The 20,122-nt window shown below is 67.2% G+C and carries 26 protein-coding genes and 1 tRNA gene; 14 read left to right on the forward strand and 13 right to left on the reverse strand.

Going from position 1 to position 20,122, the window contains the following annotated elements; all coding sequences use genetic code 11:
- Position 1: 1 nt before the first annotated feature.
- Genes HCX50_RS12945 through HCX50_RS12955 form a run of 3 tightly spaced genes read right to left on the reverse strand, consistent with a single transcriptional unit; the run spans position 2 to position 1,724 of the window.
- A complete protein-coding gene (locus HCX50_RS12945; RefSeq protein ID WP_091030097.1) occupies positions 2 to 436 on the reverse strand; it encodes a molybdenum cofactor biosynthesis protein MoaE in 435 nt (144 codons plus the stop codon).
- Positions 433 to 909 carry a MogA/MoaB family molybdenum cofactor biosynthesis protein gene (locus HCX50_RS12950; protein ID WP_091030095.1) on the reverse strand — a complete coding sequence of 159 codons (477 nt, stop codon included), beginning with the start codon at positions 907 to 909 and terminating at the stop codon, positions 433 to 435. The genes HCX50_RS12945 and HCX50_RS12950 overlap by 4 nt, the downstream gene beginning before the upstream one ends.
- A 38-nt stretch (positions 910 to 947) precedes the next feature.
- Positions 948 to 1,724 (reverse strand): hypothetical protein, encoded by a 777-nt coding sequence (locus HCX50_RS12955; protein ID WP_337749666.1) that lies wholly within the window; start codon positions 1,722 to 1,724, stop codon positions 948 to 950.
- Between the two features lie 142 nt (positions 1,725 to 1,866).
- On the opposite strand from HCX50_RS12955, the gene HCX50_RS12960 reads away from it, so the two are divergent.
- Together HCX50_RS12960 and HCX50_RS12965 are read left to right on the forward strand one after the other, a co-directional pair.
- Positions 1,867 to 2,913 (forward strand): hypothetical protein, encoded by a 1,047-nt coding sequence (locus tag HCX50_RS12960; protein WP_167634673.1) that lies wholly within the window; start codon positions 1,867 to 1,869, stop codon positions 2,911 to 2,913.
- Positions 2,914 to 2,964: 51 nt separating this feature from the next.
- Positions 2,965 to 3,055, forward strand: a tRNA-Ser gene (locus HCX50_RS12965).
- Positions 3,056 to 3,147: 92 nt separating this feature from the next.
- Here HCX50_RS12965 and HCX50_RS12970 read toward each other — a convergent pair.
- Positions 3,148 to 3,606: an Lrp/AsnC family transcriptional regulator gene (locus HCX50_RS12970; RefSeq protein ID WP_029262414.1), complete on the reverse strand. Its 459-nt coding sequence runs from the start codon at positions 3,604 to 3,606 to the stop codon at positions 3,148 to 3,150.
- A gap of 93 nt (positions 3,607 to 3,699) precedes the next feature.
- On the opposite strand from HCX50_RS12970, the gene HCX50_RS12975 reads away from it, so the two are divergent.
- From HCX50_RS12975 to HCX50_RS12995, 6 genes are all read left to right on the forward strand, one after another.
- Positions 3,700 to 4,119 carry a rhodanese-like domain-containing protein gene (locus HCX50_RS12975; protein ID WP_091029917.1) on the forward strand — a complete coding sequence of 140 codons (420 nt, stop codon included), beginning with the start codon at positions 3,700 to 3,702 and terminating at the stop codon, positions 4,117 to 4,119.
- A 22-nt stretch (positions 4,120 to 4,141) separates the two neighbouring features.
- The gene (locus tag HCX50_RS12980) at positions 4,142 to 4,495 is read left to right on the forward strand and encodes a cupin domain-containing protein (RefSeq protein ID WP_167634674.1); all 354 of its coding nucleotides are present in this window, start codon (positions 4,142 to 4,144) and stop codon (positions 4,493 to 4,495) included.
- Between the two features lie 120 nt (positions 4,496 to 4,615).
- A complete protein-coding gene (locus HCX50_RS20070; RefSeq protein ID WP_262001525.1) occupies positions 4,616 to 4,750 on the forward strand; it encodes a hypothetical protein in 135 nt (44 codons plus the stop codon).
- A gap of 35 nt (positions 4,751 to 4,785) precedes the next feature.
- Positions 4,786 to 5,334, forward strand: coding sequence for a TetR/AcrR family transcriptional regulator (locus HCX50_RS12985; RefSeq protein ID WP_091029909.1), 549 nt, complete (start codon positions 4,786 to 4,788; stop codon positions 5,332 to 5,334).
- Positions 5,331 to 5,891, forward strand: coding sequence for a dihydrofolate reductase family protein (locus tag HCX50_RS12990; protein ID WP_091029905.1), 561 nt, complete (start codon positions 5,331 to 5,333; stop codon positions 5,889 to 5,891). Before HCX50_RS12985 ends, HCX50_RS12990 begins: the two co-directional genes overlap by 4 nt.
- 86 nt (positions 5,892 to 5,977) lie before the next feature.
- Complete coding sequence (locus HCX50_RS12995) at positions 5,978 to 6,289, forward strand: helix-turn-helix domain-containing protein (protein ID WP_167381530.1); 312 nt, start codon at positions 5,978 to 5,980, stop codon at positions 6,287 to 6,289.
- Positions 6,290 to 6,449: 160 nt separating this feature from the next.
- Here the strand turns inward: HCX50_RS12995 and HCX50_RS13000 are convergent, their stop codons facing one another.
- From HCX50_RS13000 to HCX50_RS13030, 7 genes are all read right to left on the reverse strand, one after another.
- Positions 6,450 to 7,112 (reverse strand): response regulator transcription factor, encoded by a 663-nt coding sequence (locus HCX50_RS13000; RefSeq protein ID WP_167634675.1) that lies wholly within the window; start codon positions 7,110 to 7,112, stop codon positions 6,450 to 6,452.
- Complete coding sequence (locus tag HCX50_RS13005; RefSeq protein WP_167634676.1) at positions 7,109 to 8,272, reverse strand: sensor histidine kinase; 1,164 nt, start codon at positions 8,270 to 8,272, stop codon at positions 7,109 to 7,111. Before HCX50_RS13005 ends, HCX50_RS13000 begins: the two co-directional genes overlap by 4 nt.
- Before the next feature lie 71 nt (positions 8,273 to 8,343).
- Positions 8,344 to 9,147: an ABC transporter permease gene (locus HCX50_RS13010; protein WP_167634677.1), complete on the reverse strand. Its 804-nt coding sequence runs from the start codon at positions 9,145 to 9,147 to the stop codon at positions 8,344 to 8,346.
- Between the two features lie 25 nt (positions 9,148 to 9,172).
- The gene (locus HCX50_RS13015; protein ID WP_167634678.1) at positions 9,173 to 10,081 is read right to left on the reverse strand and encodes an ABC transporter ATP-binding protein; all 909 of its coding nucleotides are present in this window, start codon (positions 10,079 to 10,081) and stop codon (positions 9,173 to 9,175) included.
- Between the two features lie 127 nt (positions 10,082 to 10,208).
- The gene (locus HCX50_RS13020; RefSeq protein WP_167634679.1) at positions 10,209 to 11,549 is read right to left on the reverse strand and encodes a permease; all 1,341 of its coding nucleotides are present in this window, start codon (positions 11,547 to 11,549) and stop codon (positions 10,209 to 10,211) included.
- On the reverse strand, positions 11,546 to 12,280 hold the full coding sequence (locus tag HCX50_RS13025) for an ABC transporter ATP-binding protein (protein WP_167634680.1): 735 nt from the start codon (positions 12,278 to 12,280) through the stop codon (positions 11,546 to 11,548). Before HCX50_RS13025 ends, HCX50_RS13020 begins: the two co-directional genes overlap by 4 nt.
- Before the next feature lie 60 nt (positions 12,281 to 12,340).
- Positions 12,341 to 13,060: a hypothetical protein gene (locus HCX50_RS13030; RefSeq protein ID WP_167634681.1), complete on the reverse strand. Its 720-nt coding sequence runs from the start codon at positions 13,058 to 13,060 to the stop codon at positions 12,341 to 12,343.
- Positions 13,061 to 13,197: 137 nt separating this feature from the next.
- Between HCX50_RS13030 and HCX50_RS13035 the strand changes: the two genes are divergently transcribed.
- The 4 genes from HCX50_RS13035 to HCX50_RS13050 all read left to right on the forward strand — a co-directional run bounded on the left by HCX50_RS13035 (position 13,198) and on the right by HCX50_RS13050 (position 16,071).
- Positions 13,198 to 13,776, forward strand: coding sequence for a hypothetical protein (locus HCX50_RS13035; RefSeq protein ID WP_167634682.1), 579 nt, complete (start codon positions 13,198 to 13,200; stop codon positions 13,774 to 13,776).
- 4 nt (positions 13,777 to 13,780) lie between these two features.
- Positions 13,781 to 14,407 (forward strand): DUF4304 domain-containing protein, encoded by a 627-nt coding sequence (locus tag HCX50_RS13040; protein WP_167634683.1) that lies wholly within the window; start codon positions 13,781 to 13,783, stop codon positions 14,405 to 14,407.
- Positions 14,408 to 14,420: 13 nt separating this feature from the next.
- The gene (locus tag HCX50_RS13045; RefSeq protein ID WP_167634684.1) at positions 14,421 to 15,479 is read left to right on the forward strand and encodes a hypothetical protein; all 1,059 of its coding nucleotides are present in this window, start codon (positions 14,421 to 14,423) and stop codon (positions 15,477 to 15,479) included.
- Between the two features lie 67 nt (positions 15,480 to 15,546).
- A complete protein-coding gene (locus HCX50_RS13050) occupies positions 15,547 to 16,071 on the forward strand; it encodes a hypothetical protein (protein ID WP_167634685.1) in 525 nt (174 codons plus the stop codon).
- A gap of 16 nt (positions 16,072 to 16,087) precedes the next feature.
- Here HCX50_RS13050 and HCX50_RS13055 read toward each other — a convergent pair whose 3' ends face one another.
- On the reverse strand, positions 16,088 to 16,870 hold the full coding sequence (locus HCX50_RS13055; protein WP_205829104.1) for a CPBP family intramembrane glutamic endopeptidase: 783 nt from the start codon (positions 16,868 to 16,870) through the stop codon (positions 16,088 to 16,090).
- A gap of 82 nt (positions 16,871 to 16,952) precedes the next feature.
- Positions 16,953 to 17,894: a LysR family transcriptional regulator gene (locus HCX50_RS13060; RefSeq protein ID WP_167634686.1), complete on the reverse strand. Its 942-nt coding sequence runs from the start codon at positions 17,892 to 17,894 to the stop codon at positions 16,953 to 16,955.
- 125 nt (positions 17,895 to 18,019) lie between these two features.
- On the opposite strand from HCX50_RS13060, the gene HCX50_RS13065 reads away from it, so the two are divergent.
- On the forward strand, positions 18,020 to 19,021 hold the full coding sequence (locus HCX50_RS13065; protein WP_167634687.1) for a DUF1852 domain-containing protein: 1,002 nt from the start codon (positions 18,020 to 18,022) through the stop codon (positions 19,019 to 19,021).
- Between the two features lie 20 nt (positions 19,022 to 19,041).
- Positions 19,042 to 20,079, forward strand: a complete 1,038-nt coding sequence (locus HCX50_RS13070) for a methionine synthase (protein ID WP_167634724.1) — start codon at positions 19,042 to 19,044, stop codon at positions 20,077 to 20,079.
- The last annotated feature ends 43 nt before the right edge of the window (positions 20,080 to 20,122 follow it).

The raw sequence follows: 20,122 nt of genomic DNA on the forward strand, positions 1-20,122 counted from the left end.
TTCAGCCGCCGATGCCCTTCCACGCCGTGGTGCCGTCGGCCTCGACCTGACGCTTCCAGACCGGGAGCTCGCGCTTGATGGCCTCGATCATCTCGCGGCACACCACGAAGGCCTCGTCGCGATGCGCGGCGGCGACCGCGACGACGACAGCGGCCGAGCCGACCGGAAGTCGACCGATGCGGTGGCTCACGGCGATGATCGCCTCTCGGCTCACGCCCGTGGCGACGGCCTTCTCCGCGAGGTCGCGGAGGATCCGCTCGGCATCCGGGTGCGAGGAGTACTCGAGGGCGACGACCTCTCCGGCGGCATCCGGGTCGTGGTCGCGGACGCGTCCGAGGAATGTCGTGACCGCGCCCGCGCGGTCGTCGTCGACAGCGGCGAGGTGCGCGTCGAGAGACAGTTCGGTGTCGCTGATCGCGGCCAGGGTGACGGTCATCGGTGGTCCTCTCCGTCGAGCTGGGCGATCACGTGCGGGGTGACCGACAGGATGACCGGCATGCCGTCGGCGACACCGCCGGGCGAACCGGGGAGGTTCACGATCAGCGCGCCCTGCGCGGTGCCGGCGAGGCCGCGGCTGAGCAGCGCGGCGGGGAACTTCGCGGCCCCCTGCCGCCGCAGCTCCTCCGAGATTCCCGGGAGCTGTCGATCGAGCACGCGCGCGGTGCCCTCGGGGGTCTCGTCGCGCGGGGAGATGCCGGTGCCGCCGGTGGTGACGATGAGCCGCACGCCGCGGGCGAGGAGTCCGCGCAGCGCCTGCTCGACGGCATCCGCTCCGTCGGGGATGATCACAGGATCGGCGCAGTCGAACCCCGCGTCGCGAAGTGCGGTGACGGCGAGGGGCCCGGCCGTGTCGGGGCGGGTGCCTGCTGCTCCGCGGTCGGACACGGTGAGCACGGCGGCGGAGGTCATAGGCCGAGGGTAGCGTCGGGCGTTCCGGACACGAGCGGTCAGACGCTCATGTCGACGGGCGGTTCCATCACGATGCCCTGCGCCTCGAAGGCACGGCGGCGCTCCTCGATGCGGCGGTGCAGCTCGACTTGCGCGTCGTCGACGAACTGCGGGTCGAGATCGACGGTCGGCGGATGCGGGTCGCCGTGGTTCGCGGCGATGTACGCGTCGAGCTCGGGTCCGCTCGTCCACGACGTGATGAGGGCGTAGCGAGGTGCGGTGCCGCGGTGCCAGACCGCGTGCCAGAAGCGCTGGGTGTCGACGATGATGCGCGAGCCCGCGCGCAGCGGCAGGCGAATCTCGGTGGCCGGGTCGAAGCGGTCTGAGCGCAGGATCAGCATCGACTCGGTGTCGTCGGAGAGGTTGAAGAATCCGCGGACCACCCAGCCGGTGCCCTCTTCGTTGAGGCGGTTGTTGTCGTCTTGATGCAGGTTGTAGATCGCGTCGGCGTACTCGTTGGGCTGCAGCTCGATCACGCGGCAGCGGCCGATGCCGGAGCCCGGCTCCTGTGCCCGGCGCTGGAGCGTGGGGGCGATCGCGACCTGCGAGTCGACCCAGACGCCGTCTTTGTCGGCCCGCGGCGGGGTGTGGTTCCAGAAGCCGTTGCAGTCGACGTCGCCCGCGTAGCTGGTGAGCGGGGCGAAGCGCGTGATGCCCGAGGAGCGCCAACCGACGTACTCCAGATCGAGCCATTCGGCCGGATCGGCGGGCGAGGTGTGGTCGTCGAGGACGACGTAGCCCGTCTCGGCCAGTGCCTCGGACGTGATGAAGCCCATGATGAGTACCCTTCCCGTCATCGCTGCCCCCACAGGCGGCGGGTTCTTAGGCAATCCTAACCCGCATCTCCCGCTCTCGTGGAGGGATGCTGCCGTGCAAAAGCGCGAGGGCGCCGGTCCTGCGCGCCGATATTCTGAGGGCATGACTCAGCCGCAGGGCGCCCTCCTCGTGGGCAGTGTGAACTTCGACGACGCCGAGACCACGATGCGCACCGCGGCGGAACTGCTCGGCGATCGGCTCCGCCGCATCCCGGACGGCGAGGTCGGCAAGCGGTTCCACTGGATCATGTTCCAGCCCGATGTGATCGGCCAGGCCGACGGCATCGAGCGCATCGGCGACGAGCCCATCCCGTTCCCCGCGGGGATCGACGCGCGTGGCCTGCGCATCGCCGAGGGAGTGGATGCGGCAAGCATCGCGCTGCCGCCGCTCGGCTACACCGCCGCTGCGATCGAGTCGTACGCGGTGTTCGCGCGCCTCCGCGCCGAGGGGGCTGTGCCCGCCGGCATCCGATTCCAGGTGTCGCTGCCGACGCCGCTGGCCGTGATCTCCTCGTTCTTCCACGGCGACGACCGGGCCGCGATCGAACCCGTGCACACCGCAGCCATCCTCCGCGAGCTCGACGAGATCCTCGCCGCGATCCCGCACGAAGACCTCGCCGTGCAGTGGGACGTCGCGAGTGAGATGGGCATCATCGAGCGCGCGGCCGGCTACGGCGCGGTGATGGAGGCGTGGTGGCCCGGCGACCCGTTCGACGGGCTCGTCGAGCGCTTGGCCGCGCTGGTCGACACCGTGCCCGCAGAAGTCGAGGTGGGCGTGCACCTCTGCTACGGCGACGCGGGGGAGAAGCACTTCTTCGAGCCGACGGATGCTGCGAACCTGGTGCGCTACGCGAACGCCGTGGCTGCGGCATCCGCTCGCTCGCTGACCTGGCTGCACCTGCCCGTGCCGATCGCTCACGACGATGCGGCGTACTTCGCACCGCTCGCCGGCCTCGCCCCCGTGAACGAGCTGTATCTCGGGCTCGTGCACCGCGAGGACGGCGCGGAAGGGGCCGCGCGCCGCATCGCCGCAGCCACCCCGTACGCGGGCGAGTTCGGCGTCGCGACCGAGTGCGGCATCGGTCGCGCACCCGCCGGCTCGACCGAGGGCATCCTGCGCACGCACGCCGAGGTCGCCGCCGCCTGGTGACCCGCAGCGCTCGATTCGCGCGCTCGCCCCGCGTCGCGTAAGCTATTCCGCGGTGACGTGTCCGAGCGGCCGAAGGTGCAACTCTCGAAAAGTTGTGTAGGGTAACCCCCTACCGTGGGTTCAAATCCCACCGTCACCGCCACCACGAAGGCCCCGACTCCCTGGAAAAACTGGGATGCGGGGCCTTTGTCCTGTTCGCGATTCACGCGCCGGGGCCCGTGAACCGGGCGCCCGTTACGCGGGGATGATGTGCCGCGAGGGAACCGGGCTGGAGTAGACGACATTGGTCGTCACACCGCCGAGTGTGGCGAGACTGCCGGTGATGCGCTCCAGGTCTCGCATCGATCGGGCGAGGACCTTGATGATGAAGCAGTCGGCGCCCGTGACATGGTGAGCCTCGACGATCTCGGGGAGATTGTCGACGAGGTCGTGGAACGGCTTGTAGTTACCCGAGGGATAGGCGAGCCGTACGAATGCCGTGATCGTGTAGCCGAGCGCTTCGGGGTCCACCGTGATGGAGTAGCCGGTGATGACACCAGCGTCGGTGAGGCGGCGCAAGCGGTCCGCGGTTGCACTGGGTGAGAGGGCAACTGCCCGCGCAAGCTGCGCGACACTCATCCGTCCATCGTCCTGCAACGTCGCGATGATGGCATGATCGGTCTTATCCAGATCCAACCGTGAATTCGCGGGCATACGACGAACTCTACCGTGGGAAACAGCGTTGCAACGGGCATACGCCGTTGAACGTCTCTTCACCTGCCGCGGCCTGGATGCTTCGATTGATCCATGACCCTCTCCCTCTCTGCGGCCGACTTCTTCGCCGCAAAACTCGCCTTCGAGATCGACCCCTCCGACCTTGCAGCGGACCGCGCGGCCGGGACCGCACCGCTCATCATCGACACCCGGTCGGCCGCATCCTGGAGCCAGGGTCGCATCCCCGGCGCGGTGCACATCCCGAACGCGGAACTCGAGGGGCGCATCGCTGATTTCGCCCCCGACAAGGGCGCTCCGATCGTCGTCTACTGCTGGGGTCCGGGCTGCAACGGGAGCACGCGCGGAGCGCTCACCCTGGCAACCCTCGGCTACTCGAACGTGCGTGAGCTCATCGGCGGTTTCGAGTACTGGGCCCGCGAGGGCCTGTCCACTGTCAGCGACAACGGCCGCGGCCGGCTCGAGCCCGATCCGTTGACCGCCCCCGTCGCCTGAGCGTGTCTGCGAGGATCGGAAGATGCGCGAACCCGTCGACGTCTCGAACGCTGATCACTATGTGTGGGGCGAGGTCGCCGATGGGTGGCGATTGCTCGACAGCCCCGGACTGTCCGTGATCGAGGAGCGAGTGCCGGCCGGCGCCGGCGAAGAGTGGCATGTGCACGACACCGCCATGCAGTTCTTCTACGTGCTCGAGGGAACGCCTCAGATGCAGACGGCCGAAGGGGTCGTGGAACTCTCCCCCAGACAGGGCGTCGATATCCCGCCCGGACTCACGCATCGGTTCTTCAATCCGGGGAAGACGGAGACACGATTCCTTGTGATCAGCACGCCGAACACTCGAGGAGACAGACGGCCCGTCGACGCGGTGTGAGGCATTTGTCGCTGGGTGGCCTGAAGTATCCATGCCGTCGCGGGTTGGCAGGAACCCAGGGCCTCAAGTCCGTCGCTCGGGGGATGCTCGCGAGCATCCGGTTTCCGTAGCGTGGATCGCATGGATATCGCTTCGATGATCATGGGGGCCTCGATCGTCTCGATCGGGTGGATCGCCTTCTGGCCGTGGGCGCAGCTGAAACGCCTTCGCGAGCTCGAGGCGAGTGCCGCCGTGGATCCTGATCAGGAGTCGTGAACAGCTCAATTAGTGAACTGTGATTTACTAATGGGATGAGTCGCCCTCCTCGTTCTTCCGACGCCGAGCTGCTGGAGCGTATAGACGACGCGCTGCGTCTGCGCACATCGACCGAACCGTGGGGGCTCGGCGACGTCGCACCCGCCGCGGGGATCAGTGCGGCAGGTCTGATCAAGCGGTTCGGATCGAAGGAGCGCCTGCTCCATGCGCTCTCCCGGCACTGGATCGACGGGATCCCGGTCGCGCCCATCGACCCGGAGAATGCGCGGGCGGAGCTTCACTCCTACGGTCAAGCGCACTTCGCGACGGCCTCGTCATCGGCGGCGATCGCGGGACTCGGAGAGTTGATGCGCGACCTCTGGTCTCCCGAGGCGGCTGACCTCCTCCGTGAGGGGTGGGATCGTCAGGCCCGCTACTTCGAGGCACTGTTCCGGCACCTGCCGCTCCGCCGCGACGTCGACCGGCGCACGGCGGCCCTGACCCTGCTCGATGCACTGCACGGCAGTCTCTACCGGCAGGCGGTGTCGCTCGAACCCACCTCGCCGGAAGACACCATCGACCACCTCTTGAAAGGCTGGACATGACCCTCGACCGCACCTGGCGCGGATGCGCGTTCATCGGAGTGAGCCTCGACGGCTACATCGCCAAACCCGACGGAGACCTCACCTGGCTCACCGAGCCCGACCGGCGTGCACACATCGCCGACGAGGGCGCACACCCGGCACTCGTCTGGGAGACCTTCTTCCCGACGGTCGACGCGATCGTCATGGGTCGCACCACATACGACACCGTGTCGGGTTTCGAGCAGTGGCCTTTCGAGGGCAAGACGGTGATCGTGCTCAGCTCGACGCTCGATGCGAGCCCGCACGCGCAGGTCGCTCGTTCCGTGGAGCACGCGAGTGACATGCTCGCGGCGATCGACGCGAAGCGCGTCTACGTCGATGGTGGGCGGACCATCCAATCCTTCCTCGCTGCAGGGCTCATCGACGAGATCACGGTCTCCATCGCACCGATACTGCTCGGTCGCGGAAGTCGCCTCTTCGGAGAGCTCGACCGTGACGTCCTCCTCACCCTTCGCGGTCACCACTCCACCCCGGACGACGGTCTCGTCCGAGTCACGTATGACGTGGCGCGGGCATAGCCGGACGCGGAGCAGGGGGTTCGCGGCCTCGATTTTGTGTGTCACAATGGTCAGATAGAGCGGCTAACTGACCGTGGAGGATGGCCATGAGCACCCTGATGAAGCTCGAGAAGAAGCCCGCCGGCGTGAAGTGGCGCGAGGAGCTGCTCAAGACGATCGTCGCGGAGCTCGATGCCGGGAAGGTCATCACCATCGACGCGAAGACGCCGACGATGACCCCGCAGCAGGTCGCTCAGGAACTCGGTCTCTCCCGAACGACCGTGTTGCGCAAGATCACTTCGGGCGCGCTGCGAGCCTCGAAGCGGGGTAACCGCAACATCATCGCGGTCGCGGACTTCGAGCGTTTCCGAGCCGGATACGTCCGCGAGCTCGGCCAGGCATTTGCGGACGACTTCTGAGCGTCGCAGTGCCGCGGAAGAGCCTGGTCTACCTGGACGCCAATGTTCTCATCCCGTCCGTGACGCGCGGCCGACTCGGGCGCGACGGCGTCCTCATGATCTTCGAGATCACCAGCACGCAGAGTGAACGCTCGTCTGGCGCCACCGGTGCAGTTCGGTCTCACAGCACCTCGAGCTTGTACGCGAGGATGACCGCGTGCACGCGATCTCTGAGGTAGAGCTTGGCGAAGACGCGGTTGACGTGGGTCTTCACCGTCGCCGGAGTGAGGTGCAGGCGCGCACTGATCTCCGGATTGGAGAGCCCTGTGGCGATCGCGAGGAAGACGTCGTATTCGCGAGGAGTGAGACGGTCGAGGGGTGAGGGCGGGCTGCCGGTGACCGGAGTCGCGTCGCGCTTCACGTAGTGGTCGATGAGTTGTGTCGTGATGCGCGGTTCGACGACACTGTCGCCCGCGGCGACGGTGCGGACGGCCGCGGTGAGTGTTTCCGGCGTGGCGCTCTTGAGGAGGAACGCACTCGCGCCCGCATGGAGCCCGCCGAAGGCGTACTCGTCTATGTCGAAGGTCGTGAAGACGATGACTTTAATCCGGGGGTCTTCGGCCGTGATCAGTCGGGTGGCTTCGATGCCGCCGATGCCGGGCATGCGCACGTCCATGAGCACGACGTCGGGGCGCAGCTCCGCTGCCAGGGCGACGGCCTCTTCGCCGCTGCCGACTTCGGCGATGACGTCGATGTCGTCGGCACTGTCGAGCACGAGCGCGTTGCCCATGCGCACGAGGGGCTGGTCGTCGACGACCAGGACGCGGATCGGTGGCGGAGTCATGAGGGATCGGCTCGGCTTTCGTCGTCGAGGTGCAGGGTCGCGGTCGTTCGCCACCCGCCGGTGGGGAGTCGTCCGCTCGCGCTGGTGCCCGAATACGCGGCGGCGCGTTCCGCGACGCCGCGGAGCCCTCTGCCGCTGCCCTGGCTCGGCGCCCCGGCTGCCGGCGCGTGTCCGTCGTCGGTGATCATGAGCGCGATCCTGGCCGCGTCGGATTCGACTCGCACTTCGACGCGGGTGGCTCCTTCGGCATAGCGCAGCGCGTTCGTCAGGCCCTCTTGAACTATTCGGTAGACGGTGGTCGCCAGGGTGGGGTCGTGCGGGATGGCGCTTCCGACGCGGACCAGGTGCACGGGGAGTCCCGCAGCGCGGAAGACGTCGACGAGTTCTTCCAGGTCGGGGAGGTTGTGGCCGGAATGATGCAGTGCTTCTGCGAGCCCTGCATCGTCATCGCGGAGCAGGTGAAGGATGCGGCGCATGTCGCTGAGCGCCGTTCTGCCGACGTCGCTCAGGTTCCGCAGCGCGGTTGCGGAACGGTCGGGATGTTTCTGCCACCCGGTCGATGCGCCGTCCGCGAGGGCGATCATGATCGAGATCGAGTGGGCGACGACGTCGTGCATCTCGGCAGTGATCCGGTTCCGTTCGCTGACCCGCGCGTTCTCCAACCGCTGTTCCACGAGCGCCGCGTGCGACTCCTGACGTTGCCGGCGGTTCCTCCCGGCGAGCCCCAGCGACAGCGCGACGAGTGCGAGCGGGTCGAGGAAGAGCGGTGAGAACGTCTGCCCGTTCGTCAGGAAGAGCGCGAAGGCACTCAGCGCAGGAAGGCAGACGCCGATCGCGTATCCGAGTGCAGCGCGCGGAAAGGGGCGAGTGGCGGCGACGGTGTAGAGCGCGAATGCGAACGGGAAGCTCAGTGCCCCGACGCCGGGGAGCACCCATACGGCGACGGCGCCGACGCACACGGTCGCGCAGAGTGCGAGCAACGGTGATCGGCGACGCCAGAACAGCGGTGCGGATGAGACGACGGCGATCAGGGCACCGGGCCAGAGCGGACCCTGCCCGGCCAGGGCGAAGGCGAGAACCTGCAGCGCGACGGCGGCGATCACCACCAGCACGTCGACGACGAACGGGTGTGATGTGAACCAGCGCATCTTCTCGAGCATCCGTCCTGCGTGCTGTTCCTTCTGCGGCATCGGGGCGGCGGCCCGGAGCTCGGACCGCCGTCCGCATGCGGTCATGCGTCCCGGCGTCTGAGCACGATCGCGGCTGCGGTGAACAGGACGACGCTCCAGGCCAAGAGTACGAGATAGCCGTCCCAGGGTCCCATCGGGTCGGTTCCGAGGGGCGCCAGAAGGAGCGACCCCGACTCGATCGGGAAGAATCGGGTGATCTCGGTGCCGTACTCGGAGAACATCTGCGGGATCACCGGCACGATGACCAGGAACACGATGGTCGTCAGGACGGCCGCGACCACGTTCCGGATGAGCGAGCCGACGGCGATCCCGATGATGCTCAGTGTCGCCAGGTAGAGCCCCGATCCGAGGATGAGGCGGATCGCATCAGCGGTATCCAGCGGATAGCTGTAGCCACCGCCGGCGAGGATGGTCGGCGCGATCGCGAATCCGATGCTCGAGCTGACCACGCCGATCACGAAGGACACGGCGGCGATGATCGTGGCCTTCGACACCAGCGCCGGAACCCGCTGGGGGACCGACAGGAGCGTCGTCTTGATCTGACCCGAGCGGTACTCGTTGGTCACCATCAGGGCGGCGAGGACCGCGAGGACGACGCCGACGTATCCGGTCTTGTCGACGATCATCTCCGCGTAGGCCTCGTAGTCGGCCTTGGGCGAACCGCGGTCACGGAACACATAGGCCAACGGCATCGCGATCCCGTTCGCGATGAGCAGCAGCAGGGTGAATCCGGCCAGGGCGAAGTTCGAGGTGAGGCCCCGGAACTTGATCCATTCCGAACGGATCGCGCCGGGGAGGTCGGCATTTCTTCCGGTGGCATTCACCGGCTCGGTGAGAGTGGTCATCATGGTCCTTTCTGAGGTGCTGATCTCAGAGCCCGGTCGAGGCATACTCGACGGCGTCTCTGGTCAGCGCGTTGTAGGCGTCTTCGAGGGTCTGGCGTACCGGCGTCAGCTCCGTCAGGAGGATGCCGGCTTCGTGCGCTGCCCGAGCGATCTCCTCCGCGGTGAGTCCGTCGATCTCCAAGAGCTCGAGCTCCGAAGAGGTGACCGTGACGCCGGCGTTCGCGATCCGGTTGCTCAACGCGGCGGTGTCCGTGGTGCGCACCCGCACTCTGGTCTGCCCGCCCGCCGTGAGAGCGTCGATCGGTGAGTCCGCGATGATCTCGCCGCGTCCGATGATGATGACGTGGTCCGCGATCAGTGCGAGCTCGCTGAGCAGGTGCGACGAGAGGAACACGGTGCGCCCCTCAGCGGCGAGATCACCGAGCAGGGTACGCACCCAGGTGACGCCTTCGGGGTCGAGACCGTTCACGGGTTCGTCGAGGATCAACGTCGACGGGTCGCCCAGCAGCGCGGCGGCGATGCCGAGCCGCTGGCCCATGCCCAACGAGAACCCGCCCACCTTCTTCTTCGCCACCGACGTCAGTCCGGTCGCGTCGAGCACCTCATCGACCCTGGCCCCCGGGATGTGATGGGTGGCCGCGATGGAGGCCAGGTAGTTCACCGCCGTGCGGGACTTGTGGGCCGATCTCGCGTCGAGCAGCGCGCCGACCTGCTGCAATGGTGCTCGGTAGGAGGCGTACTGCTTCCCGTCGATCAGTGCCTGCCCCGAAGACGGGCGGTCGAGTCCGACGATCGAGCGCATCGTTGTCGACTTGCCCGCTCCGTTCGGCCCGAGAAATCCCGTGACCGCACCCGGCTGAACCGTGAACGACACGTCTCGCACGGCATAGCGATCGCCGTACCGTTTGCTGAGATTCTGAACCTCGATCGTCATTGCGTCTCCTTCGATCCAGCGTCCATCGCTGACCTGTTTCCAGGCTAGAAATTCGCACTCCGCCCGCCCGCCAACCAGGGGTTGATCTTCGAGGTCCACCGACGGATGGGGGCGTCCGGAGGAGGGCCTACAGAGCCCGGTCGGGCTCAGCGAGGACGCGCCGCAGCAGGGGAGCCGTCGCGACGACCCCGAGCTGCACGAGCAGAACGCCGAGCGCGATGCACGCGATGACGGTCACGATGAACAGGGGCGCGGTGAAGACCGACAGTGCGACCACCGGTGCGAACAGGACGCATGCGGCCACGGCCGGAAAGACCGCCGCGACGAGCAGCGGAGAGGCCACGGCGAGACGTCGGGAGCGATTCATCACCCGTGGCGGCATGCCCAACCGGTCGAGACTGACGTAGAGGGCGCGACGTTCCAGCACGGACGCCGCCTGGGTGATGCCGACGGTGCAGGCCACGAGCAGATACGACACGGCCACGGCGGCGATGACGACCGTGCGGATGTCGGCGAAGAACACCAGCTGGTCCGCTGCGAGGACGGTGTCGCCGTTCTGCACCATGTCGAGGAAGCCCAGAACCGACCCCGCCGGAACCGCGATGAAGCTCGCCAATCCCACCCCGGACACCCATCGCCATGCCGCCGCCGGGGACTCCAGCACGCCGCGAGCCGCGATCAGGTCTTCAGCCGTCCGGGCGCGAGCGAGCTTTCGCCGTGCGGCCCCGCCGATCAGGAACGGCCCCACGAGATTGAGGACGGCCATCACCCCCACGAGCACGATCACGATCGCCGCGGTGATCCCCACAGCGCCCCAGCTCACCGACGTGACCTGCATCAGAGTGACGCCACCGGCGAGCACGACGGCGCCCGCCAGCAGCCGAACCCAGTGGAGACGCGGAGCATCCGTCCGCATCCGAACTCCCAGAGGCGAGATGATCACGCGGCGCAGCCCGACCGCGGCACTGATCGCCGCCACGGCTGTGAGGGCGCACGCCAGAAGGCAGAGCATCCACGCCGGGAGCCACACCTCGGAGAGAGCGGGGCGCTCGCCGGCTATCGGCGCCAGGGTGAGCGCGGGGACGAGAACGGCATAGCCGAGCAGGCCGGCGATCGCCCCAGCCGCAGCGAGAAGAGACGCCTCGATCACGGCGAACCCACGGACCCACGTCGATGACGCGCCCAGCAGACGCAGCACCGCCAGACGATCTTCCCTTCGACGGGCGGAAAGCTGAGCCGCCGATGTTCCCAGAGTGCCGGCGGGCACCACCAGCACAGCGACCATGGCGACCGCCAGGATGTTGTACTGGCCGAAACCGTCATCCGACGCCATCCAGAACAACCTCGCCAAGGCTGCAGCAAGATACGTCACCGCTCCGATGATCGCGAAGGCCACCACCGGCAGCGTGACCGCGGAAGCGTCGCCGCGGGAGGGACGCACGAGCACGGCCAGCGCCCGCAGTCTCATCGGGACGCCTCCTTGGCGGCATCGATTCGTCCGTCGCGGAGGCGCACCACCCGATCGCACCGCGCGGCGACATCCTCGTCATGCGTCACCACGACCAGGGATCGCCCCTGCCCCGATGTCGCCGCCAGAAGTACCCCGAGAACATCCGACGCCGTGCGCGAATCGAGCGCCCCGGTCGGTTCGTCGGCGAAGATCACGCGGGCATTCGTCGCGCGTGCGCGGGCGATGGCGACCCGCTGCGCCTGTCCGCCGGAGAGCTGGCCGATCCGGCGGCCTCCCAATCCGCCCAAGCCCAGCTCCGCGAGCAGACTCTCGGCGGTCCGCTCGGCCTCCGCTCGCCCCGTGCCGTTCAACAGCAGAGGTAGAGACACATTCTCTGCGGCGGTCAACTCCGGAATGAGCATTCCGTCCTGGAAGACGAAACCGAACTCCGTCAATCGCAGGGCAGAGCGCTCACGATCCGCCATCGCCGCCACATCCACCGCGCCCTGTTCGGTGTGCAGCATCACCGTGCCGGAGTCGGGGCGGATGACCCCGGCCAGCACGAGGAGCAGCGTGCTCTTCCCCGATCCGGATGCCCCCATGATCGCCACGGCTTCGCCGTCGAGGATCGTCAGCGACAGCCGGTCGAGCGCGACCGTCGAACCATAGTGATGGGTCAGGTCGGTCGCACGGAGGCGTGCTTTCCGTTCCTGGCTGTCGACGGTGTTCGCGTGATCTGATGCGTGCATGCAGCCGACGCTAGAACGCGCCGGATCACGCGAACACCACCCACGGGATGAGATCAGGGATCATGCGGCCGGGATCGGCCAGCGCACGCCTTCGGTGGTGTAGACCCCTTCGCCGCCCCACTGCACGCTGACGGCATCGAGGCCCTTCGGGATGAGGAAGATCTTGCACCCCTGGTAGACATCGCCGACTTCCTGCGGGAAGTCCGACGCCGCCGGTTCCCGTGCACAGAACGCGTCGGTCTGCGACGGGCCGAGGCCGCCGACGATGATCGGGATGTCGGCGAGGGAGCCATCGGACAGGACCAGCTGGACCGCGGTCATCGCGGGATACATGCGCTCTCCCTCGAGGAGCGCGTATTGATAGTCGACGTACAGAGGCGTGACGTCGCCGAGCTTCGCCCGCTCGTCATCGGGGACGTAGGCGAAGTCCGCCTCGAGGTCGCCCGGCGTCGCCGAGATGGGCACGACGCCGACGGTCATCGTGGTCTGGTCGGAGGCCCACTCCCGACCGACGACAGCCCATTCGCCGTCGCCGAGCGTGGTGCCGGCGGGCGTCGTCGGCGCCGCGGCCGGAAGCGGAGATATCGGGTCGACGAGAGACTCGAGACGCTGCTCGGCCAGTTGTTCCTGATACCGCTCCTCGACGCTCGCGGTCGGGGTGGTTTCGCTGGTCGGCGCCGAGGGAGAACAGCCGGCCAGAAGCACGGCGACGGCGATCGCCGCCGCTCCTGTCGTTGCTCGTCCCGCGATGACGCCGGTCGTCTTCTTCGCATCGCTCATGACTCCACGGTATCCAACGCGGCTCATGCGAACACCAACCACGGGATGAGGTTCGGGCCCTCGAGGTGGTCGGCTAGCGTGGTGCGCATGCATCCCCGTATCCGTGTCTCCCACAGCCAGATCGAAGGCGGTGCCGCATGAGCACCGACGTGTGGTTCCTCTCGGCGAACGCCTCGTTCGACGAGTTCGTCGCCGCATTCCAGCCGGGCGACGCCGGGCGTGACTTCGGTGAGGGGCAGACCCTGCTGCACCGCGCTCTGACCAACGGCGACTTGTCGGCACGCGTGGCGATCAGTTCGTTCCTGCTCGACGAGGGGGCCGATGCCACCGCCCTCTCCGGGGTCGGTGGCGAGCGGAACACCGTGCTGCACGCCCTGCTCGGCCGGGGTGACCACGACGTGCCGGCGGAGGTGCCGTTGCTGCGCCGGCTCATCGAGGCGGGTGCCGACATCAATCACTTCTCCGGTCGGTTCCGCACTCCGCTGCTCACGATCGCCCGTCAGGCGAAGTTCTCGGATGCCACGCTGGCGCCGTTCTACGACGTGTTCTTCGAACAGCCGCACCTCGATCTGCTGGCAACGGCGAAGGATGGTCGCTCGGTGTACGAGAGCATCCAGCTCATGCGCGAACCGCATCGTTCCGACCTGAAGCGCCGTGCGGCCGCCTACCTCGCAGAGCGCGGCCAGCAGGCTCCCGAGACCACAGCGAAAGAGTAGGGGGATGAACATGAGGCCCGCCGACATCATCACCAGCGCGGTGAAAGACACCCTGAAGCCGTATCTCCTGGAGAAGGGGTTCGAGGCGGATGGAACCACCAAGTTCCGACGTTCGGTCGGTGAGACGGTCCAGACAGTGGAGATTCAGCGCAGTCGCGTCGGCGGGGCGCAAGGCTTCGTGTACCTCAACGGCATCATCCACCTGCCGGCAATCCACGAACTCCTGGTCGGGGTGGATAGTAGGCCACGCCCGAGTAATTTCATGTTCCGCCCCCACAACGTCGATCGGAGCCTCCCCGAGGCGATCGCCATCACGCAGGAATCCGACCCGGCCGACATCGGTGCGGTGGGGGTTCGCGGTATCGACGCGTTGCTCGGCCGGATGAACGAATTCACGACGACGGCCGATGCCGTCGACTATCTCTCCGGCAAGAAGCTCAGCCTCTTCGAGGGCGTCTTCGCGTGGTACCTGCAACACGATCAACTGGACCGCGCCCAGGCCTTCGTCACCGGACTCCACGAGTACTTCGGTGCACAGCCGCGGTGGGAGAAATTCGCGAAGATGCTCGACGACGTCGCCGCGCACATCTCCCCGGAGACGCCCTGGCGAACCTGGCTCGCCGCCCCGTGACTAGTGCGATCGGATGACCGGCAGCACGCCGCAGCCGCTGGTCGAGCTGCTGATCGAGGGCGTCGATCTCGAGCTGGTCGATGTCACGCTCGAGCCTCCGTCGGTGCCGACGGCGCTCGCGTGGTGCTGGGCGCACCTCGACCGTTCGGTTCCGGATCCTGCACGCGTGCAGTTGGTGGTGACCGGATACATGGCCGGTTCGGTGGCGCGCTGGTCTCCCGACACGGACGCCGCGGGAATCCATGCCGTCGAGCACGGTGCGGGACTCTCCGCAGGGAAGACGATCCGGCTGCCGGACGGCCGCGCCGTCGTGCTGCTCCACGCGCACCACTTCCGCAATGATCTCGACCGCGACCAGACCGAGGTCAACGAACTGATCGCCAGGCGCGTGCTCGTGCACGAAACGCAGCACGTCGTCATGCACCAGAACCGACAGGTCTACCAGCCCGATGCGACCGCGAGCTTCCGTGATCTCAATCTCGTGGGCGGAGCTGCAGCGATCATCGAGGAGTACCGGGCAGAGATCAGTGTCGGTGAAGAGTTCCGCCGTGGCGAGCCGGTGTGGGAGCCGGCCGCGGTCATCGCCGACCTGCAGGCCAACCTCGATACAGCTGTCGCCACGTACCAAGGTCATCGCTCCGTCGACCGGCTGGTGTTCGAGGTGACGAGTTCTGTGCTGATCGGGTGGCGCGGACTCGCGTATGCCGCCGCCCGGGACGCCGTCGTCCCCGCTGGTGGATCTCTGAGCGAGCTCCACACGGACCCGGTGTGGCTGCGGGGATTCGACGACTTCTGGCCCGCCTTCACCGCTGTTCTCGAGCGCATCGGACCCGCGGATGCCGTCATGTCGAGACAGGCTCTGGACGACGCGGCCGCGGAGTTCGCCCAGATCCTCGGCCTCTCGATGACCGGCCTCGGCTTCCGCTGGCAGGGCGACATGTTCACGATCGAGCCGTGGTTCGTCGAATCCTCGACGTACGCAGCCGTGCGCGCCGACGCGGTGACGGGCGTGCAGCGGCTGCGGATGAAGTGGGCCCGACGCCCCGCACTGGGTGGCCGCATCGCGAGTTGAGGGGTCGTCGCAGCCTCGACCTATGGTGGAAACACGGTCAGATAGAACACGGCCAGATAGGAGATGGATGATGCCGAGCGCATACGGATCAGCGAAGTCAGGTTCCTACGAGGACTTCGTCGCCCTCTACGACGGAGACGCTCACGCTGTCGGCTCCACCGGGCTGACCCTGCTGCATCGTGCACTCGGAAACCGACACCTCGACGCCCGCCTCGCGATCTCGAATCGACTGCTCGACGACGGGGCGGATGCGGGAGCAGTCGTCGCGCCGGAAGGGTATTCGACGCTGCACATCCTCTTCTCCCAGACCTCCCATGATTTCGCCGGCGAGGTGCCGCTCGTCGAGCGACTACTGGAGGGCGGGGCAGACGTGAATGCCAACGCTGCCCGCTGGGGCACGCCGCTGCAGACGCTCGCGGGGCTGCACAAGTACTCCGACGAGGAGCTCGCGCCCTTCTACGACGTGCTTTTCGCGCGCGACGATCTCGATCTCCTCACTCCGGCAGGCGAGGGGATCAGCACGCTCGAGACCAGCCGACGGCTCGAAGAACATCGTGCGAACCTCACCGCGCGGATGGAGCAGTACCTCTGACGCTCGAGCTGGCGGGCTAGGCCTGTGCGGGTGCCGGCGCGGTGGTCTCGGCCTCGACCGGCCTCTCGTCTGTTCCCTTGATCACCCAGTGGACGACCACGACAGCGAGGATGCCGATGACGGGCGCCAGGATGCTCGCCCCGGCGCCGTTGAGGGGTGCGAAGCCGACGGCGAAGACGGACACGTCCCACAGTCCGTGCAGCGCCATGGCCCAGATGAGAGAGCCGGTGACCCGTCGCACGATGTAGAAGCAGGTGCCGGACATGGCGGCGATCACCACTTGCCCGAGTGTGCCCAGGAGCGGGGCTCCGAGTGCGGCGTTGAGCAGGTGCATCGCGCCGAAGAGGATCGACGTGAGCAGCCAGACCCAGACCTCCGAAAAGCGTGAGCGGAACGCCGTCAGCAGGAGACCTCGCGACATCAGTTCTTCGCAGAATCCGACGGCGACTCCGAGGGCGAGCAGGGACAGGAGGAATGACGCGTCGAATTTGGACCAGTCGGTGCTGAACAGGTTCACCACAGCGACGACGAACATCAACGCCGGAACGAAGATCGGCCACTTGTGGTGTGACCGCTTCCGCTCGAACAGCGCTGGCTTCCACCACCCCAAAGCCCAGGTGGTGATCGCGAGAAGGACAGCGCCGACAGCAAGATCGAGCACCGCGCCGCGCCAGGTGAACTCGGCAGACTTTCCGATGTCGGTGTATGCCACCCCGCTCAGCTTCGACACGATGAAGATGACGACGACGTAACCGACGTAGATCGCCAAGCCGATCCAGACGCGAGGGGTTACGCGCATGTGCTGTTGCCTTCCGGTCAGGGAGTGGTTCGACTGCTCAACCTAGCGCGGTGCGCCGAAACCCGCATAGCGAGGGACAGGCTCACCCGAGCAGTTCCACCCCGAAACTCGACACGACCGTCCGCAGCTCGGCGAGGTAGCGCTGCGCCTGCTCGGTGAGCGGGATCGCGGAGTGGCCGATCCAGCCGATCTCGATGCGCTCGTCGACGTCGAGAGGGATGGCGACGATCTCGGGGTCGAGGTCGTCGCTGATGATGCCCGTCGAGATGGTGTACCCGTCGAGCCCGATCATGAGGTTGAAGATCGTCGCGCGGTCGGAGACCCGGATCTCCTGCGGGCTCGAGAGGGTGGAGAGGATCTCCTCAGCGAAGTAGAAGGAGTTGTTCGCGCCCTGATCGAAGGTGAGCCGTGGCACCTCGGCGAGGTCGTCGAGGGTCACGCGATCCCGCGAGGCGAGGGGATTCTTGCGGGAGATGAAGATGTGCGGCTCGGCGACGAAGAGCGGGTGGAACGCGAGCCCGGAGTCGCGGAGCAGCTTGTCGATGACGTTGCGGTTGAAGTCGTTGCGGTACAGGATCCCCAACTCGCTGCGGAGGGTGCGGACGTCTTCGATGATGTCCCACGTGCGCGTCTCCCGCAGCGAGAACTCGTACTCGGCCGCCGAGGTCGCCTTCACCATCCGCACCATCGCGTCGACCGCGAAGGAGTAGTGCTGCGTCGACACCCCGAGCAGGCGTCGAGACGGCGGCCGGTCGAGGTAGCGCTGTTCGAGGAGCGCGACCTGCTCGACCACCTGCCGGGCGTATCCGAGGAACTCCACGCCATCGGTGGTGAGCGTCACGCCGCGCGCGGAGCGGAGGAGGAGTACACGGCCCACTCGGCTCTCGAGGTCTTTCATCGCCGCCGACATCGTGGGCTGCGCGACGTAGAGCAGGTCGGCGGCGGCGCTGATGGATCCTTCCGCGGCGACCTCGATGTAATAGGTGAGCTGCTGCAGGGTGATGCCGCTCGAACGCTTGGCCATAGCCTCAGACTATGCCACGGCATAGCCACAGGACATTTCTCGATAGGGGTGCTCGCACTGCACCATGGAAATACCCCATTTCGCGAGGCCGAGCCCGGCCGATCAGCTCACCGATTGGCAACCTCATGGCCCACGACTTCACGTTCCGCATCACGACGACCCGCTTCGACGAGGACTACTCGCCGTCGGACAACTCCCGGATCACCACGAACTTCGCCAACCTGGCGCGCGGTGAGCACCGCCAGCAGAACCTCCGCAACGCCCTGTCGATGATCGACCGTCGGTTCAACGATCTCGCGGACTGGGACAACCCGAACGGCGACCGCTACACCGTCGAACTCGAGATCGTCTCCGTCGGGGTCCAGTTCGCCGCAGCGGGCGAGGACCAGGAGTTTCCGCTGCTCGAGGTCCTCGACATCCAGATCGTCGACCGCCTCACCGGAAAGCGCAGCCACGGGATCGTGGGGAACAACTTCTCGTCCTATGTGCGCGACTTCGACTTCAGTGTGCGGCTTCCGGCGGCGACGGCAGCCGCAGGGGGGTTCACTGTTCCCGCGGACTTCGGCGACCTGCACGGCAAGCTCTTCCAGCACTTCCTCGACTCGGAGGCCTACCGGGAGCGCTTCGCGGTGTCGCCGGTGATCTGCATCAGCGTCTCGACGAGCAAGGCCTACCGTCGCACCGAGAACCACCACCCGATCCTCGGCGTCGAATACGAGCAGAAGGACCCGTCGCTGACCGACGCGTACTTCGGGAAGATGGGTCTCTCGGTCCGGTACTTCATGCCGCGCGGCAGCGTCGCGCCGTTGGCGTTCTACTTCCGCGGCGACCTGCTCGGCGACTACACGAACCTGCAGCTCATCGGCACGATCAGCACCATGGAGACGTTCCAGAAGATCTACCGACCGGAGATCTACAACGCGAACTCGGCCGCGGCGAAGGTCTATCAGCCGAGCCTGGAGCAGCAGGACTACTCGGTGACGAAGATCGCCTACGACCGCGACGAGCGCAGCCGGCTCGCGGCCGAGCAGGGGAAGTACACGGAGGAGCACCTCATGAAGCCGCACGGTGAGCTGCTCGAGCAGTGGGCCGCCGGCTCCGTCGCCTCCCTGGTCTCCGTCGGATGATGACCAGAGAGTCCTCGACCGTGAACACGCTCCTTCCCACCTCGATCGTCGGCAGCCTGCCCAAGCCGTCCTGGCTCGCGCAGCCGGAGACCCTCTGGTCTCCCTGGAAGCTGGAGGGGGAGGCGCTGGTCGAGGGCACGCAGGATGCGCTGCGCATCGCCGTCCAGGAGCAGCGCCTCGCGGGCCTCGACATCGTCAGCGACGGTGAGCAGACGCGCCAGCACTTCGTGACGACCTTCATCGAGCACCTCTCCGGCGTCGACTTCGATCAGCGGGAGACCGTCCGCATTCGCGACCGCTACGACGCCAGCGTGCCGACGGTCGTCGGTGCCGTGGGCCGGGAGAAGCCCGTGTTCGTGGAGGACGCGAAGTTCCTCCGCCAGCAGACCGATCAGCCGATCAAGTGGGCACTGCCCGGCCCGATGACGATGATCGACACTCTCTACGACCGCCACTACAAGAGCCGCGAGAAGCTGGCCTGGGAGTTCGCGACGATCCTCAACCAGGAGGCGAGAGAACTCGAGGCGGCGGGGGTCGACATCATCCAGTTCGACGAGCCGGCGTTCAACGTGTTCTTCGACGACGTGCGGGACTGGGGCGTCGCGGCGCTCGAGCGAGCGGCCGAGGGGCTGCGCGCCGAGACCGTCGTGCACATCTGCTACGGCTACGGGATCAAGGCGAACAACGACTGGAAGGCGACCCTCGGGGCGGAGTGGCGGCAGTACGAGACGTCGTTCCCGCTGCTGCAGCGCTCGAGCATCGACACCATCTCGCTCGAGAGCCACCACTCCCACGTTCCCCTCGACCTCATCGAACTCATCCGGGGCAAGAAGGTCATGCTCGGGGCCATCGACGTCGCCAGCGAGACCATCGAGACGCCGGAAGAGGTCGCGGAAACCCTCCGCAACGCGCTCCGTTTCGTCGATGCGGACAAGCTCCTGCCGAGCACGAACTGCGGCCTGGCGCCGTTGCCCCGCGACGTCGCCCGCGGCAAGCTGCGCGCGCTCAGCGCGGGCGCCGCTCTTCTTCGCGAAGAGCTCGCCGCACTCGACGCCTGACCGCCGCTAGCACCGACCAGGTGAGCGGGCAAGGGGCGCGGCG

The organism is Microbacterium sp. B19(2022), assembly GCF_012030385.1.
Taxonomy (GTDB): Bacteria; Actinomycetota; Actinomycetes; order Actinomycetales; family Microbacteriaceae; genus Microbacterium; species Microbacterium oxydans_B.

Excerpts from the sequence above, each read along its gene's own strand:
- HCX50_RS12945 (WP_091030097.1), bottom strand. The coding sequence starts at position 436 with ATGACCGTCACCCTGGCCGCGATCAGCGACACCGAACTGTCTCTCGAC.
- HCX50_RS12950 (WP_091030095.1), bottom strand. The coding sequence starts at position 909 with ATGACCTCCGCCGCCGTGCTCACCGTGTCCGACCGCGGAGCAGCAGGC.
- HCX50_RS12955 (WP_337749666.1), bottom strand. The coding sequence starts at position 1,724 with ATGGGCTTCATCACGTCCGAGGCACTGGCCGAGACGGGCTACGTCGTC.
- HCX50_RS12960 (WP_167634673.1), top strand. The coding sequence starts at position 1,867 with ATGACTCAGCCGCAGGGCGCCCTCCTCGTGGGCAGTGTGAACTTCGAC.
- HCX50_RS12970 (WP_029262414.1), bottom strand. The coding sequence starts at position 3,606 with ATGCCCGCGAATTCACGGTTGGATCTGGATAAGACCGATCATGCCATC.
- HCX50_RS12975 (WP_091029917.1), top strand. The coding sequence starts at position 3,700 with ATGACCCTCTCCCTCTCTGCGGCCGACTTCTTCGCCGCAAAACTCGCC.
- HCX50_RS12980 (WP_167634674.1), top strand. The coding sequence starts at position 4,142 with ATGCGCGAACCCGTCGACGTCTCGAACGCTGATCACTATGTGTGGGGC.
- HCX50_RS20070 (WP_262001525.1), top strand. The coding sequence starts at position 4,616 with ATGGATATCGCTTCGATGATCATGGGGGCCTCGATCGTCTCGATCGGG.
- HCX50_RS12985 (WP_091029909.1), top strand. The coding sequence starts at position 4,786 with ATGAGTCGCCCTCCTCGTTCTTCCGACGCCGAGCTGCTGGAGCGTATA.
- HCX50_RS12990 (WP_091029905.1), top strand. The coding sequence starts at position 5,331 with ATGACCCTCGACCGCACCTGGCGCGGATGCGCGTTCATCGGAGTGAGC.
- HCX50_RS12995 (WP_167381530.1), top strand. The coding sequence starts at position 5,978 with ATGAGCACCCTGATGAAGCTCGAGAAGAAGCCCGCCGGCGTGAAGTGG.
- HCX50_RS13000 (WP_167634675.1), bottom strand. The coding sequence starts at position 7,112 with ATGACTCCGCCACCGATCCGCGTCCTGGTCGTCGACGACCAGCCCCTC.
- HCX50_RS13005 (WP_167634676.1), bottom strand. The coding sequence starts at position 8,272 with ATGCTCGAGAAGATGCGCTGGTTCACATCACACCCGTTCGTCGTCGAC.
- HCX50_RS13010 (WP_167634677.1), bottom strand. The coding sequence starts at position 9,147 with ATGACCACTCTCACCGAGCCGGTGAATGCCACCGGAAGAAATGCCGAC.
- HCX50_RS13015 (WP_167634678.1), bottom strand. The coding sequence starts at position 10,081 with ATGACGATCGAGGTTCAGAATCTCAGCAAACGGTACGGCGATCGCTAT.
- HCX50_RS13020 (WP_167634679.1), bottom strand. The coding sequence starts at position 11,549 with ATGAGACTGCGGGCGCTGGCCGTGCTCGTGCGTCCCTCCCGCGGCGAC.
- HCX50_RS13025 (WP_167634680.1), bottom strand. The coding sequence starts at position 12,280 with ATGCACGCATCAGATCACGCGAACACCGTCGACAGCCAGGAACGGAAA.
- HCX50_RS13030 (WP_167634681.1), bottom strand. The coding sequence starts at position 13,060 with ATGAGCGATGCGAAGAAGACGACCGGCGTCATCGCGGGACGAGCAACG.
- HCX50_RS13035 (WP_167634682.1), top strand. The coding sequence starts at position 13,198 with ATGAGCACCGACGTGTGGTTCCTCTCGGCGAACGCCTCGTTCGACGAG.
- HCX50_RS13040 (WP_167634683.1), top strand. The coding sequence starts at position 13,781 with ATGAACATGAGGCCCGCCGACATCATCACCAGCGCGGTGAAAGACACC.
- HCX50_RS13045 (WP_167634684.1), top strand. The coding sequence starts at position 14,421 with ATGACCGGCAGCACGCCGCAGCCGCTGGTCGAGCTGCTGATCGAGGGC.
- HCX50_RS13050 (WP_167634685.1), top strand. The coding sequence starts at position 15,547 with ATGATGCCGAGCGCATACGGATCAGCGAAGTCAGGTTCCTACGAGGAC.
- HCX50_RS13055 (WP_205829104.1), bottom strand. The coding sequence starts at position 16,870 with ATGCGCGTAACCCCTCGCGTCTGGATCGGCTTGGCGATCTACGTCGGT.
- HCX50_RS13060 (WP_167634686.1), bottom strand. The coding sequence starts at position 17,894 with ATGGCCAAGCGTTCGAGCGGCATCACCCTGCAGCAGCTCACCTATTAC.
- HCX50_RS13065 (WP_167634687.1), top strand. The coding sequence starts at position 18,020 with ATGGCCCACGACTTCACGTTCCGCATCACGACGACCCGCTTCGACGAG.